We start from the raw sequence: 13,854 nt of genomic DNA, 5'->3' as shown, positions 1-13,854 counted from the left end.
GAAGGGCTGGGTTGGGGTATAAATGGCATCTCTGGCGTTGCCTGCCTCATCCCAGCCTTCCCCCTGAAGAGAAGGCGCTTTAGGCACTCAATAAATCGCGTGGGCCTTATTGTGTCGCTTTGCCCATCTTCACTTCGTTAACCCATTTAGTGATCAACGCCTTACGCATATCGGACGCGCCGTACTTGTCCATGTCGTAGTTGATCAATTTAAGGTCACTCATTTTCAGCGAGTTTGGCGAGGTTTCAGCCGTGGTGTTGGTGAGAATTTGGTAGGACTGACCTTTCTTCCACGCCAGCTCCTGCGCGTCTTTGGACAGCGCCCAGTCGACGAACAGCTTGGCGTTGTCCAGGTTGCGCGCGCCTTTCAGGATGCTGACACCGCCAATCTCATAGCCGGAACCTTCACACGGGGAGATCAGCTTCAGCGGCGCGCCGCTCTCTTTCTCCTGCGCGTAGTCGTGCAAGAAGCCGATACCAATCGCGGTTTCACCACGGGCGGCATTGCGGGCCGGGGCGATGCCCGACTTGGTGTATTGGGAGATGTTGCCGTTGAGCTGTTTCAGGTAGTCGAAAGCCTGATCCTCGCCCCACAGCTGGGAGAAGGTCGCCAGCGCGGTGTAGGCCGTGCCGGAGCTTTGTGGGTCGGCGATTTGGATTTCGTTTTTATAAATCGGGTTGGTCAGGTCCTTCCAGCACTTTGGCTCTGGCAGGTTTTTCTCTTTCAGGCGATTGGTGTTCACCCCTATGCCCAGAATGCCGATGTACACCGCAGAAGAGTAGTTGCCTTTGCGCTTCGCCGGGTCGCGGAAGTTCGGCATGATCTGCTCGAGGTTCGGCGACTTGTAGGCTTGCAGCAGGTCCATTTCACCGGCCTGAGATTGCGGATCCAGCGTGCCGCCGTACCAGACGTCAGCCTGCGGGTTCTTTTTCTCCGCTTCGACTTTTGCCAGCGTGCTGCCGGAGCCGTTGCGGATAAACGAGGTCTTCACGTCGTACTTCTCGCCGAAGGCTTTGGTTTCTTCTTCACACATGGCGTTGGTGGCGCTGCAATACACCACCAGGCGGCCCTTGGCTTGAGCCGCGCCGGTGAAGGCGGTGAGGGCCACGGCGGCGGCCAAAAGCGAGTATTTGTAGAGGGTAGGAGAGGGATGTTTTTTCATGGTGTTTTACCTTTTCTTCTTATGTTGTGGGACAGAACCTTGTTATATGTCCGGCGGCGCGGCGCTCAGTTCGCGCTTACTGATACCCGCCATCATCATCGGCATCAGCAGTAACCCAACGCAGGCCGAAGCCAGCGTCAGCACGGCGAAGAAGCCGGACCAACCGTAATGCTGCATCACCACCGCCAGCGGCCAACCCGCCAGTGCGGCACCGAGGTAGGCAAACAGCCCGAGAAAGCCGGTCACCGTGCCCGCAGCGTCTTTGTGTGAATACTCCGTTGCTGCCAGCCCGATCAGCATCTGCGGGCCGAAAACAAAAAATCCGATACTGAAAAAGCTCAGGGCCAACAGGCCGAAGTGGTGGACCGGCGCCAGCCACAGGGCGGTGACCGTGACGAACAGCCCGAGCGAAAACAGCAAAATCATTGGGGCGCGCTGGCCGCGAAACAGCAGGTCGGAACCCCATCCGGCGAACAACGCGCCGAGCAGTCCGCCCAGCTCGAACAGCGACAGCGTGGCGTTGGCGCTCAGCAGATTGACGCCGTGATTCTCCGCCAGCCAGATATTGCCCCAGTCATTTAGCGCGATGCGGATCAGGTAGACCAGCACGTAAGAGACGCCGAGCAGCCAGATGGTGCGGTTCTGCAAAATGGTCTGGCGCAGAATTTGCGTCATGCTCATCGGCGGACTTTGCTGCTCCTGCCGCAGCTCCAGCGGGTCGCGTCGCCACGCGCCCACCGTCGGCAAACCTTGCTGTTGCGGCGTGCCGCACAGCTGGCGGCACAGCCATAATCCAATCACTATTGCCACCACGCCAGGCACTAGCAGCGCCGCCTGCCAGCCCCACATCGAGGCCAAAAGCCCGGACAGCAGGGGCACCGCCGCGCCGCCGATATTGATCGAGGTGTTCCAGCATCCCCACCAGAAACCGCGCTCATTGCGCGAATACCAGTGGGTCAGCAATCGGGCGCACGGTGGCCAGCCCCAGCCTTGAAAGAACCCGTTTAGCGTCCAGACCACCAGCAGCGCGGTCAGCGAATGGCAGAAGGCGAACAGGATATTCAGCACCCCGGTCATCAGCAGGCCGACACCCATAAACCAGCGCGCGCCGGTCTTATCGCTATAAATCCCCGAAACAAATTTCGAGCTGCCATAAGCCAGATAAAACAGCGTGCCGAGCAGGCCGATGTCGCCTTTGGTCAGGCCAAGTTCCAGTTGCATCACCGGCATCGCGAAATTGACGCTTTTGCGCGTCAGGTAGAACGCGGCGTAGCCAATCACCATCGACAGCAGCAGGTGAACTCGCCAATAGCGATAGTTTTTGTCGACAAGTGAGGCTGACATCTGGGACATCGTTTACTCCAACCTTATGCGCCGAGTGTAGGCAGGTGATTTTTGCAGCGGATGAGACAAGGTTTTAGATGACTAGGAATTATTCCTAGTCAGGGGGGAGTTCTTTGCAAATCTGTGGGCAACTTAACAATTATGTGGGTGCCGTTGCGCTGTTCGAGCAGCCATTCGCCGCCCAAGGCGCGCACTCGCTCCTCAATACCGCGCAGGCCAAACCCTTCTTTGACGGGATGAGCAAAGCCCTTGCCGTTGTCGCTGACTTCCAGCACCAGCATTGGGTGCTGCTCGGTCAGGCAGATGCGCACCTGCGTGGCCTCGGCGTGTTTGCTGATGTTGTTGAGCAGCTCCTGCACCAGCCGATAGAGCGTGAAGGTTAGGGTTTCGTCGCGAGGCAGCTCCGGCAGCCGATAGTCGAGGTGAAAGTCGATACCCTGTTCGGAGAAGGCGAACTCGTTGGCCAGATGATGCAGGGCTTTATCCAGCGACATCTCGTCTAGCACCGGCGGGCGCAGCTGGCGCAGCAGCTGGCGGGTGGTGTGGTGAATGCGCTGCGACAGCTCGCCAATCTGCTTCGCCGCGCTGTGGGTGGCCGGGCCGTGCGGGCTCCTGTCCACCAGCATGGCCTGAATCTGAATGGCAGTGATGTTCTGGCCGATCTCATCATGCAGTTCGCGGGCAATCTCTTTGCGCACCGCCTCTTCGGTATGCACCAGCCGCTCGGTGAGCTGGCGGCGGGTGTCCAGCTCCTGTTCTAGCTGCAAACGGTAGCGATTAAGATGCGACGCCAGCTGCTGCTGGCGGCTGATGGCTATTCCCAAGCCAATGCCGAGCAGCGCCTGGGTGGAGAGGAACAGCTCCAGCTCGAGCAAATCGTGAAACGCGCCGCTCATCTGCCGGGTGACGGTGATCATCAGGCTGCCAAGCACCGCCGCCAGCACGCCCCCCTGCCAGCCGAAGGCGTAGGCCATCACCACGTTGGGCAGAAACACCAAAATGATCAGCAGCCGCTCGACCTCCGGGGCCAGACTCATTTGCAGGCAAACGGCGAGGGCGAAGAACAACGAGCACCAAATCAGCAGCGAGGTGCGCAGCGGCGGGTCGGGGATCTCCTGCGCCAGCAGGTTTTGCAGATGCTGCTGTTTAAGATATTCGTAAATCAGATAGATAAAAGGCGTCAGCAAAATCCCGCCGGTGAAGGAGGCCAGCAGGGTTTGGCTCAGCGTCGCGCTCAGCCATAAACCCGGCACCGCCATCTGCAACAGGCTATTGCCCGCCACTGCCCCGAGTAGCAGCAACAGCCGCTGCCAATAGAGGGTAAAGCGCCGCCACAGATGCTGCACCAGCGCGGCGGGGATTAAGCTGAGCAGGGGCGACAGCAGCATGATCCAGTGGGTTTGCAGCTGTTCGCTGTGCAGCCAGACGCCAATTGCCGCCTCTGAGAGCAGCATGGCGGGCCAGTAGCGCCGCGACAGTAGCGTCATCAGCGCCAGTCGCAAGCCCTGCGGCAGCAACAACATCGCCTGCTGGCCGTTTTGGGTCAGATAGAAGCTGATCGACCAGAGCGCCAGCCAGCAGAGGCTGTAGAAAATCGCCAGAAAAAGGGTGAGACCGAGCTTTCTCATTAGGCAAGCAGGCTGTGCTGAATGGCAAAATGCACCAGTTCGATGGTGGTGTCGCACTGGAGTTTGCCGAGGATGTTGGCGCGGTGAACGTGCACGGTTTTGTGGCTTAGCTCCAGCTGTTCGGCTATCGCCTTGACGCTCAGCCCGTTAACCAGCAGGTCGAAAATCTCGCGCTCGCGGGGCGTGAGGGATTGCAGCGCCTTGGGCGTTTGCTGACTTTGGCGCAGCGCCAGCAGGGCGTCGGAGCAGAGATAGCGGCCACCGGCGTGGACGGTGCGCACGGCCTGCACCAGCTCCTCTGGCCCGCAGCGCTTGGTCAGATAGCCACTGGCCCCGGCGTCCAGCGCGCTTTGCACGAAGGCGGTGGTGTCGTAAATGCTCAAAATAATGGCGCGGAAATTGGGCCGCTGCTGGCGCAGGCGGCTCAGCAGGCTTAGCCCACTTTCATCTGGCATTGCGATATCCATCACCGCCACGTCAATGTTCATCTTCAGCAGCGACGACCAGGCGTTAGCCGCCGACGCGTACTGACCGACAATTTTGATGTCAGATTCCAGCCCCAGCAACTGAGCAAAGCCGGAGCGGACTACCACGTGGTCATCAATTAGGGCAACGTTAATCATCTGGAGTAACTGAATGTAAATGGAATTTACATAATGGTCATGAATGCTTGCCGCTGGCAACTGGCAGATGTGGAAATGCAGGGTGGGTAACGGAATTTGATTTAAGAATTCGCTCACCCATCCTGAGTAATCGTTAAATCGACAGCACTCTGACTGGGTTTCCCGCTAAGAATGATTCGATATTTTCGACCGCTTCGCTGAAATAGATGCGGTAATTGTCGTCTGAGACATAGCCAATATGCGGCGTCGCCAGCACGTTAGGCAGCGAGCGGAAAGGGTGCTCGGCGGGGAGCGGCTCGACGTCAAACACGTCCAGTCCCGCGCCGCCGATTTTGCCCTGTTGCAGTGCGGCAATCAGCGCCGGTTGGTCAACAATGGCGGCGCGCGAGGTGTTGATCAGCAGGGCGGAAGGTTTCATCAGCGCCAGATCGGCGGCATCCACCAGTCCCCGGCTGCGATCGCTGAGCACCAGATGAATCGATACCACGTCGCTGGTGGCCAATAGGGCTTCTTTGCTGGCCGCCAGCTCCACGCTGTGTTTAGCCGCGTGCTCGGCGGTGAGGTTTTGGCTCCAGGCCACCACTTTCATGCCAAAGGCGTGGCCTATCTTGGCCATCTGCTGGCCAATTTTACCCAGTCCAATTAGGCCCAGACGCTTGCCGCTTAGGCCTAGTCCGACGGTGCTCTGCCACGTGCCGTTGTCGCGCAGGGCGTTATTTTCGGTGACCAGATGGCGGGCCAAACCGAGGATCAGCCCCCAGGTCAGCTCCGTCGGTGCGCTGCCGCCGCTGCCAGTGCCGCATACCGTGACGCCGTGCAGTTTCGCCGCCTCAAGATCAACGGAGGCATTACGCATCCCTGAGGTGATCAGCAATTTGAGCTTAGGCAGGCGGGCAAACAGCGCGGCGGTAAAAGGCGTGCGTTCGCGCATGATGACCACAATTTCGGCGTCGGCGAGGGTTTTCACCAGCATTTCTTCATCAGCAATGTGCTGGTTAATCACTTGGGTATCGACTTTATCGTCCAGCGAAGACCAATCGGCGTAGGTGAGGGCAACGTTTTGGTAATCATCAAGAATGGCACAGCGAATTTTGGCGGACATCGGACGATCCTTAGCGGAAAAGATTCATTAGCGAGTAAAGGATATATAACACCCCACCTAAATAATTCCAGCCAACATCTAAGGATGGGCACAAAAATGCCGGTTATTACAGGCAATGCTTCCCTCAGAGAGGAAGTTGCGGTAAAGAATGAAGCGAAAACAGAGTTAACACTTATATCAATAAATAATAGTAATAATTAATGGGGAGAGGAGTCAGGAATGACGGTCTGGCAATGTTATTTACAGGGTTGGAAGCGCTACGTTGATTTTAGTGGTCGCTCAACCAGAAAAGAGTTTTGGGTATTCTTGCTCGGCAGCATGCTGATTTCCGTGCTGTTGGGCTTCTCGGTTGCCATCATCACCACGCTGGTGGGGGTGACGAACGCCATCTTCTACGGCAGCCTGGCGCAGTGGATATTTTTGCTGGCGGTGATTGTGCCGATTATGGCCGTGGGCATCCGTCGCATGCATGACATCAATCGTTCCGGCTGGTGGTTCGGTATGCTTTATCTGATCCAACTGGCACTGCGGCTGATTAATACTATCTTGCAGCACTTCGCCTCGCCGCAGGTGTATGTCTACGCCAAGCTGACGCTGGGCACGCTGGCGTGGATCCCACTGATTTATGTCCTGTATTTGTGCTGCAAGAAAACGGCAGCGCCGCTGGCGGAACCCGCGTTGGTCACGCCATAAATCGCATTTTTGCAAAAGCGAAGGGGCCAGATTTGGCCCCTTTTTATGTGCTGATTGCCTCCATTAGCTTGGCGTGGGAATACCAAACTGTTTGAGGGTGGGGTCAACGTTGTGGTCGAAGGTTTTCTGATCTTTGTGCTTTTTCACCGCGTCAATAATGGCTTTGATCCCGAAACCTAAGCCCATCGCCGCGTCGACGATCCAGCCGACCGGCCCGGCGGCTGCACCCAGCGCCTCGGCAGCGGCAGCACCGGCTGCTTCACCTGCGACCGTGCCAGCCACGCGACCGGCCACGCTGCCTGCGATACGGCCCAGCCCCACGGAAGCATCTTTGCCCAAGGCTTCGGCGGCGGTGTTAAAGCCGAGTTTGCCCAGCTCCGAGCTGCCTTTGATGCCGTCATAAATGGTTTTCGCCGCGCCCGCTTTATCGCCCGATTTCAACTGCTCAGACACCGACGCCAGACCCGCGACGCTCATGATCCCGCTGCCACTGAGTGAGGCTCTTTTCGCCATGCTCAGCCCCATCTCGCTGGTTTGCTTCTCCACCCCTTCGCGCAGCTGCGAGTACATCTCTTTGCCGGTCATCTTGGTCAAATCGCTATCTTTAGGCAGGGTGCCGGCGTCCTTCAGCGTGTTGAGGAAGCTCATGCCTTTGCTGGTGGTGCTTAGGGCTTTCATGGTGGCTTCGGCGTAGCCATCTTCCGAGGCCGCCGTCACGCTGTCTGGGATAGCATCTTCATAGGCGGCTTTCTTCTGATCGACACTCGCCAGTACGTCTTTGGCATCGGCCTTGCTGTTATTTTTCAGACCACTTTCTACCGCCTGACCTTGGGTAAAGTTCTGCTCGTAGGAAGTCTGAATTTGCTGTTTGAGGTCAGGGCGGCTGTTGATCACCTGCGCGGTGGTGGGCAGGTTCGCCCCTTTGCCCTGAAGGTCGCCCTGCAATTGCAGCTCTGAATTGAGGCTGTTAATGGCGTCGCTGTAATCCACCGGCTGCTGGTCTTCCGGCTTCTTACCGGCATTGGCCTTGGCGGCGGCGTCGCGCGCGGCCTGCATATCTTGGTCCATGGTTTTGCCTGAAATCAGATCCTGATAGCATTGATTCACCGCTTTGCTTAGACCGGGGTCATTGCCAATCATCATCTTTTCCTGTCCAGGCACGGCCTGCGCCATAAACTTCTGCACGTCCGGGTCGCTCTGCAATTGCGCGATATCATCTTGCAGCGCCTGCGAGGTTTTGTCGGTTTTACGCAGCGAGCTGCCGCCATCTACTTGGCCCTGCGTTTGTTGCAGTTTGACCAACACCGCCGCTTTCTGCGCACCGCTGTAGTTTTGCGGGTTCTGGAACACGTCGGCCCCGAGATTGCTGATATCCACGTTTGCCACGGCGTTGCGGGTCGCCGCGTCATTCATCATGCTGGCGAACTCGCCGCTGTTGGTCGGCGCCTGCTTGGCGATCCAGTTGTCGATATTGCTGCCGCTGATTTTCTGATCCGGGTTGTGCAGCGCCAAATCTTTACCTTCTAACCCGCCCTGATCCAGCATGTATAAGAAGCCGGGCTGGGAGAAGGTTTTGGCCGCTTGCTGCAGAGCAGGGGACAAGCCCGGATTATTTTGCTGAATGGCCTTCAGCGAGTCGGCGGTGATGTAGGAATCAACCTTGCCGTTGGAGTCTAGCGAGGCGCATTTCACCAGAGGTTCGCTGGCGCGCAGCGTTGCCGCCGAGGTTACCATCTGCAAGGACTGCGGATCGGCATTAGGGTGAGCCTTCTGGTAATCCGTGACGTCTTTGACCGCCGCGTCGCGGGCTTTGTCCATATTATTGGCGAAGGCGGCATAGTCACCGTTGGTGGTTTTGCCATCAGGCTTGCCGCCGTGCTTGCCGACGTCAGTGGCGGTTTTCAGCGCCGGGTTGGCGTCGATAAAGGCTTTGGCATGAGCGGCGTCAGGGCCACCGGCCGCCGCCATCTTGGCCGCCGCCGCTGGGCGATTCATCTCTTTTTCAGCTTGCAACTGCTGGTCTGGCGGCAGGTTCGCCACCAGCGGGGCATACTTTTTTAACTCCTCGGGAGAAGAGTATTTCGAGTTATCGATAAAGTTAGCGTCGGCCGAAGAGGCAGTAGAACTGGCTGCAGCGCTAGCCGAACTGGCGGAGGTGGCTGAAGTTGCCGAAGTAGCCGAAGTCGGGCTTGCGCTCTGCGACGCATTCACACCCGAGCTGGCGGGCGCTGGGGTGCCAGTCGGTGCAGATGGAGTGCCTGAAGCCGCGCCGTTTTGCGCGTCACTCATTTTTCGTAATAAACCGGCAATCATCGACGCCAGCTCGTTGATAATATCGCCCGGATCATTGGCGGCCGCCGCGCTGTTGGCCTGATTATTGGTCTGACCGTACTGAATTGACAGATTTGAACCCGAACTTGCCCGGTTCAAGGTGCTGGCAGGCGGCTGGGTTCCAAAAGAGGTTTCATCAGCCGACGAAGAAATTGAGCCATTGAAGGTCGGACCAGATTGGGAAGGCAATACGCGCATTTTAACTCACCTCAAATAGCTTCCTAAGCTAAGTGAGTGGTGAAAATGGCGGAGGAGTTCCGCCACCTAGCACTGCCTCAAAAATTACCGCTATAATCGCAGAAATTATTTAACGAGTTTAGAAACGAAAATGACAAAACTGACCTTACAAGAGCAACTGCTAAAAGCCGGATTAGTGACCAGCAAAAAGGTGGCTAAAGTTCAGAGAACGGCTAAAAAGTCACGGGTTCAGGCGCGTGAGGCAAGAGAAGCGGTGGAAGAAAATAAAAAAACGCAGCTTGAGCGTGATAAACAGTTAAATGAACAACACAAACAGGCTGTGTTATCTAAAGAACATAAAGCTCAGGTTAAACAACTGATTGAAATGAATAGAATTGATATTGCAAAAGGCGATATTGGTTTTAACTTCACCGATAATAATCTTATCAAAAAAATAATGGTTGATAAGGTCACTCAGGCCCAGTTGATTAGCGGGCGTCTCGCCATTGCTCGTTGGGTTACCGATAACCCGAGTGAGAGTCAGTACGCCATTATTCCTGCAAGCGTCGCTGATAAAATTGCCCAGCGAGACGCCGGCAGCATTGCTTTAAACAGCGCGCTCAGTCAGGAAGAGCAGGATGAAGAAGATCCGTATGCTGACTTTAAAGTGCCCGACGATTTGATGTGGTGATCAAGGGTTGCGTATGGAGGTTGTGGCTTAGAAAGGACTGGCATGACGGGCTTCGATTTTCTCTCCACTGATGGGATGCACAAAATGCAGCTCGCTGGCGTGCAGCATCAGGCGAGGTGTCTGTTCAGTCCCCGGCAGCAGCAGGCCGCCATACAAATCACAGCCTAAAATGGGGTGGCCCAGTAGCTGACAGTGAATGCGCAACTGGTGCGTGCGCCCGGTTTCTGGCGTCAGCTCTACCCGCGTCAAGGGCAGCAATGCGCCGTTTTCTAACTCACGGTAGAAGCGTTCAATCACCCGATAGCCGGAGCGCGCGGGCTTGCCGTGAATGGCGCAAATTGACATCAGCGGGAACAGCGCCGGGTCTTTGGCAATGGGCGCATCAATCACCCCTTCATCTTCATCCAGATGCCCGCAGAGCAGGGCGCTGTAGATTTTCCTCACGCTGCGCTGACTGAACTGCTGGCAAAGTGCGGCATTGATTGGCTTATTGCGGGCAATCACCATCAGGCCAGAAGTACCGAAATCGAGGCGATGAACCAGAGTGCAGCCGGGGAATGTCTGCACCAGCCGATGATGGACCGAATCGAGATTGAGCGGATTTTTACCCGACAGGCTCAGCAGCCCGGCAGGCTTATTGATCAGCAGCAGATGCTCGTCCTGATAGAGCGTCTCGATCTCGTCGTGGCACGGCGGGGCGATAAAGGTATCGATAATCGTAGACATCAGGCTTTCCGCAGGAAGAGGGGGGGCGGATGATAACCAATTTTGAGCCAACTGACGAATCAGTCGGCGAAAACACCAAAGCAAAACGCCCGCTTAAGTTTCCTTAAGCGGGCGTTTTGCTATTTTATAAGGATTAACAAGTGTGATGTTCCCAGCTATGGACTTGTCTCGGTTGTATTTTTATTGTCGGTGTGCTCAGGTTGATAACCATCATATTTAGAGAGATAAACAATTAAAATAGCCAGTACGCACATACTTGCTGCGAGGATCCATACTACGAAGTAATCGCCCAGTCGTATTCTTAGATAACTCGCTAAAAAGGCCATTGCTCCGGCGCCAATCTGATGAAAAGCATTTGTCCATGAAAAAAGTGCTGGGCCTCTGTCAGAGAAAACTTTGTTGCATAAAGTAATCACGGGCGGAACGGTGGCAACATCTAAAATCCCAAAAAGAATTGCAAAAGTGATCAGGTTAACGTCTAGGTTGGAATTTAAGATAAATGGAAGCCAAAATAAAACCGCCGCCCTAAATAAGAAGACTGCCGCCAGGATATGTTTTGGGTTTATTTTATCGGTCAGCCAACCAGTCAAAAGCGTACCAATGATATTGGAGAACCCTATAATAAGAAGTATGGTGGATGCAACTGTAGCATGCATACCATGATCATGTGCTGCGGGAATGAAGTTGCTCCACATCAAACCATTTGTTGTTGCTCCACATATCATAAAGAACAGCGATATCACCCAGAATGTTGGAGACTTTAAACCATAGACAAGGTTGAAATACACTTCAGATATGGAATTTTTTTGTTTTAATTTTTTTTCCTTTTCATTTGTAGTTATAGGGCTAAAGATATTCATTATTATTGCTAAAAAAGAAATGATGGCACAACCGGCTAATGGATAAAACCATGCTTTTGATTCTGCAAGGTGGGACCATAGAGGGAGTAGTGCAAACTGCCCAACTACTGCTGAGGCCGTCATGATACCGACGGGTAATCCTTGATTTTCTCTAAAGTATCTTTGAGCAATATACGCACCATAAGCCATAGTTAGCATACCCGTGCCGCTTCCAACTAAAACACCCCATGCAAAGTTAAACACAATCGGATTAGGGATGAGCGCGATTGAAGCTCCCGCTGCCAACAAAAAAAGTGCCAAATATGTTATATTCTTAATTCCATATCGGTCCATCAGGAAAATAGAGAACGGGGCGACTAACCCATACAGAATCATATTTAATGACACTCCAAAGCTTGTGTAAGTTAGAGGCCATCCAAAACTGCTCTGAAACTGAGAGATTAGTAATCCTGAAAGAGTGGAAAACGAACCCGCTGTAAAGATAGTTAAAGATGCAATAACTACAATCAATTTTAGCTTTGAAGTGTCAGATAATTTCATATTTTCCTCTTTTAAATTTTATTAAAAAATCAAGATAGTTTGTATGAACCATCTTCATCATGGTCTTCATTGCCTGTGACTGGGGGATTAAACACGCACAGATATCTTGATAAAGAATTTTCAATTTCCTTAATGAACGGATTATCTTTCCAATACTTTTCAACTGCTGAGTGTGCAGTGATAAAGGCATCGTTATTTCCTCTTAATATCTCATTATGTTCTCCTGGGGACTAGGTATCATATTTCTCCTTAATCAAAATTAAGAATGGTAGAAGTCCGTAACCACTAATGCTATATTTTATAATCTAGGTGTCTTGGGGATAAGATGTTTTTTGTAAGGTTTTTATAAACATTTCTTTAGCTGATGTCATCATATCGATAGAGTCGGTGATTCCATCAGAGGTTATATATTCAATTAAATTTTTCTTAATTAAATAATTGTTCTAACCATAATTTAGTGCGCCAACTCCACTAAAAAAATCCGTATATTCATCACCACTCTCAGAAAATACTATTGATCCTTTCACATGATGAAAAATTTCAGGGAAGCTATGTGGATATGTCCTTACTTTGGATTCATACGTCGCTATGTAGTTAATTGGTGACTCCTGTACTTCGCTCATGATAACTCCTAGCTTAAGATTAAATATTTAATTTGGCTTTTTATTCACTCGATATGTAATAAAATTAATGTGATTTTCAGCCTCTGTCAAAATTACTACCCTCAATTCCTTATCTAAATATAGGGTTTTATTTTCTTGATTTTGGGAGTAGGCTCTTAACTTGCTGAATTTTAGGAGAAGAATTATTATCGGTGATGGATTATCCGCGGTATGATTATCTTGCCGGGATTCATCAATGGAATTTGTGTGCTTATATACAATTAGTTGATATTTTTTAAGGCTTTATATGGTAAACATCAGCTTGATATAATTGCTATCAGATTGGATCCCTTACTTACCTATTTAACCTATAAAAGAATGCGGGCGGTTATTTCTACTAATATTGTATTTGAAATTGAGAAGCACTGAGAAGCTGAATTCGCCTAATAGGTATAAACCTCATAACCAGATATCTTGACGATTTTTGAAGGGTATTTAAATTCTAGCTTTCAGTATTGATAAGGAACGCGCTACAGGTGGTCATTTCTAGTCGATCTGAAGTGACACAAAATCTGGCTGCGAATTTTTCCGGTGTAGGGAGACTGAAAACGTATGGGAAAGATTTTCACACTAGTTTTTTGAATTAAAAAGTGATTCATAAATAGGCATAAAAATCCCAAAGCAAAACGCCCGCTTAAGTTTCCTTAAGCGGGCGTCTCTAATATGGCTCCTCTGACTGGACTCGAACCAGTGACATACGGATTAACAGTCCGCCGTTCTACCGACTGAACTACAGAGGAATCGTTGGAACGGGGCGAATAATAGCGACTGCCCGCAGGCATGTCAAAGGGTTAACGAAAAATAGATGTTGTTTGGTGAGTCTTTGGTCAGGTTGTTGATTTTTATAGCGTGGTAATTTGGAATACGCCTCGCATGGCGTGAAAACAAACCCTTTCTCATCCCCTCCTTTGGCTTATTTTAGTGCTTTGTTAATCTCTGAATATAGATTACAGTCTATAAAAGGTGGCGCCATGTGGACGGTACTAACCACGGATTTGTTTGATCAATGGTTTGATCAGCAAAATGATGGAACTCAGGAGAAAGTTCTTGCGGGTTTATTAGCTCTTCGTCGAGGAGGGCCGCAGCTCGGAAGGCCGTTGGTCGATACTGTTTGTGGCTCGGGTTACCCGCACTTGAAGGAGTTGCGGATACAGCACAAAGGGGAGCCACTTCGTGCTTTCTTTGCTTTTGATCCTTTCCGCCAGGCCATTGTACTGTGCGCGGGGAGCAAAAAGGGCAAGGAAAAGCAGTTCTACAAACGGATGCTTCACATTGCCGATCAGGCGTATCTGAGGCATCTACGGGAAGAATAAGG

The 13,854-nt window shown here is 52.5% G+C and carries 13 protein-coding genes and 1 tRNA gene; 3 read left to right on the top strand and 11 right to left on the bottom strand.

The features are described from left to right. Positions 1–106: 106 nt before the first annotated feature. The 5 genes from V2154_RS13090 to V2154_RS13070 all read right to left on the bottom strand — a co-directional run bounded on the left by V2154_RS13090 (position 107) and on the right by V2154_RS13070 (position 5,859). A complete protein-coding gene (locus V2154_RS13090; RefSeq protein WP_353502612.1) occupies positions 107–1,162 on the bottom strand; it encodes an ABC transporter substrate-binding protein in 1,056 nt (351 codons plus the stop codon). Positions 1,163–1,204: 42 nt separating this feature from the next. After that, entirely contained in the window at positions 1,205–2,515 is a 1,311-nt protein-coding gene (gene uhpC, locus V2154_RS13085) for an MFS transporter family glucose-6-phosphate receptor UhpC (RefSeq protein ID WP_034791557.1), read from the bottom strand. A gap of 89 nt (positions 2,516–2,604) precedes the next feature. Continuing rightward, entirely contained in the window at positions 2,605–4,134 is a 1,530-nt protein-coding gene (locus V2154_RS13080) for an MASE1 domain-containing sensor histidine kinase (RefSeq protein WP_353502611.1), read from the bottom strand. Further along, positions 4,134–4,757, bottom strand: a complete 624-nt coding sequence (locus V2154_RS13075) for a response regulator (protein WP_353503995.1) — start codon at positions 4,755–4,757, stop codon at positions 4,134–4,136. Before V2154_RS13075 ends, V2154_RS13080 begins: the two co-directional genes overlap by 1 nt. Positions 4,758–4,890: 133 nt before the next feature. Continuing rightward, positions 4,891–5,859 carry a D-2-hydroxyacid dehydrogenase family protein gene (locus V2154_RS13070; RefSeq protein WP_353502610.1) on the bottom strand — a complete coding sequence of 323 codons (969 nt, stop codon included), beginning with the start codon at positions 5,857–5,859 and terminating at the stop codon, positions 4,891–4,893. A 219-nt stretch (positions 5,860–6,078) separates the two neighbouring features. Here V2154_RS13070 and V2154_RS13065 point away from each other — a divergent pair, with 219 nt between their 5' ends. Beyond that, positions 6,079–6,552: a DUF805 domain-containing protein gene (locus V2154_RS13065; protein WP_353502609.1), complete on the top strand. Its 474-nt coding sequence runs from the start codon at positions 6,079–6,081 to the stop codon at positions 6,550–6,552. Between the two features lie 63 nt (positions 6,553–6,615). Here the strand turns inward: V2154_RS13065 and V2154_RS13060 are convergent, their stop codons facing one another. Further along, positions 6,616–9,081 (bottom strand): type III effector HrpK domain-containing protein, encoded by a 2,466-nt coding sequence (locus V2154_RS13060; protein ID WP_353502608.1) that lies wholly within the window; start codon positions 9,079–9,081, stop codon positions 6,616–6,618. A gap of 130 nt (positions 9,082–9,211) precedes the next feature. On the opposite strand from V2154_RS13060, the gene V2154_RS13055 reads away from it, so the two are divergent. After that, positions 9,212–9,751: a DUF2058 domain-containing protein gene (locus tag V2154_RS13055; RefSeq protein WP_353502607.1), complete on the top strand. Its 540-nt coding sequence runs from the start codon at positions 9,212–9,214 to the stop codon at positions 9,749–9,751. Positions 9,752–9,778: 27 nt separating this feature from the next. On the opposite strand, the gene V2154_RS13050 is transcribed toward V2154_RS13055, so the two are convergent. From V2154_RS13050 to V2154_RS13030, 5 genes are all read right to left on the bottom strand, one after another. After that, entirely contained in the window at positions 9,779–10,477 is a 699-nt protein-coding gene (locus V2154_RS13050) for an RluA family pseudouridine synthase (RefSeq protein WP_353502606.1), read from the bottom strand. 155 nt (positions 10,478–10,632) lie between these two features. Then, the gene (locus V2154_RS13045; RefSeq protein ID WP_353502605.1) at positions 10,633–11,877 is read right to left on the bottom strand and encodes an MFS transporter; all 1,245 of its coding nucleotides are present in this window, start codon (positions 11,875–11,877) and stop codon (positions 10,633–10,635) included. A gap of 29 nt (positions 11,878–11,906) precedes the next feature. After that, complete coding sequence (locus V2154_RS13040; protein ID WP_353503994.1) at positions 11,907–11,978, bottom strand: ectoine synthase; 72 nt, start codon at positions 11,976–11,978, stop codon at positions 11,907–11,909. 342 nt (positions 11,979–12,320) lie between these two features. Beyond that, a complete protein-coding gene (locus V2154_RS13035; RefSeq protein WP_353502604.1) occupies positions 12,321–12,500 on the bottom strand; it encodes a hypothetical protein in 180 nt (59 codons plus the stop codon). A gap of 703 nt (positions 12,501–13,203) precedes the next feature. Continuing rightward, a tRNA-Asn gene (locus V2154_RS13030) sits at positions 13,204–13,279 on the bottom strand. Between the two features lie 231 nt (positions 13,280–13,510). Between V2154_RS13030 and V2154_RS13025 the strand changes: the two genes are divergently transcribed. Beyond that, the gene (locus tag V2154_RS13025) at positions 13,511–13,852 is read left to right on the top strand and encodes a type II toxin-antitoxin system RelE/ParE family toxin (RefSeq protein WP_353502603.1); all 342 of its coding nucleotides are present in this window, start codon (positions 13,511–13,513) and stop codon (positions 13,850–13,852) included. Positions 13,853–13,854 lie beyond the last annotated feature (2 nt).

The sequence above is a fragment of the Ewingella sp. CoE-038-23 genome, assembly GCF_040419245.1.
In the GTDB taxonomy this organism is placed as follows: Bacteria; Pseudomonadota; Gammaproteobacteria; order Enterobacterales; family Enterobacteriaceae; genus Ewingella; species Ewingella allii.
The sequence above is the reverse complement of the archived record's forward strand: the minus strand, read 5'-3'. Positions and strand labels throughout refer to the sequence as shown.

Excerpts from the sequence above, each read along its gene's own strand:
- V2154_RS13090 (WP_353502612.1), bottom strand. The coding sequence starts at position 1,162 with ATGAAAAAACATCCCTCTCCTACCCTCTACAAATACTCGCTTTTGGCC.
- uhpC (WP_034791557.1), bottom strand. The coding sequence starts at position 2,515 with ATGTCCCAGATGTCAGCCTCACTTGTCGACAAAAACTATCGCTATTGG.
- V2154_RS13080 (WP_353502611.1), bottom strand. The coding sequence starts at position 4,134 with ATGAGAAAGCTCGGTCTCACCCTTTTTCTGGCGATTTTCTACAGCCTC.
- V2154_RS13075 (WP_353503995.1), bottom strand. The coding sequence starts at position 4,757 with ATGATTAACGTTGCCCTAATTGATGACCACGTGGTAGTCCGCTCCGGC.
- V2154_RS13070 (WP_353502610.1), bottom strand. The coding sequence starts at position 5,859 with ATGTCCGCCAAAATTCGCTGTGCCATTCTTGATGATTACCAAAACGTT.
- V2154_RS13065 (WP_353502609.1), top strand. The coding sequence starts at position 6,079 with ATGACGGTCTGGCAATGTTATTTACAGGGTTGGAAGCGCTACGTTGAT.
- V2154_RS13060 (WP_353502608.1), bottom strand. The coding sequence starts at position 9,081 with ATGCGCGTATTGCCTTCCCAATCTGGTCCGACCTTCAATGGCTCAATT.
- V2154_RS13055 (WP_353502607.1), top strand. The coding sequence starts at position 9,212 with ATGACAAAACTGACCTTACAAGAGCAACTGCTAAAAGCCGGATTAGTG.
- V2154_RS13050 (WP_353502606.1), bottom strand. The coding sequence starts at position 10,477 with ATGTCTACGATTATCGATACCTTTATCGCCCCGCCGTGCCACGACGAG.
- V2154_RS13045 (WP_353502605.1), bottom strand. The coding sequence starts at position 11,877 with ATGAAATTATCTGACACTTCAAAGCTAAAATTGATTGTAGTTATTGCA.
- V2154_RS13035 (WP_353502604.1), bottom strand. The coding sequence starts at position 12,500 with ATGAGCGAAGTACAGGAGTCACCAATTAACTACATAGCGACGTATGAA.
- V2154_RS13025 (WP_353502603.1), top strand. The coding sequence starts at position 13,511 with ATGTGGACGGTACTAACCACGGATTTGTTTGATCAATGGTTTGATCAG.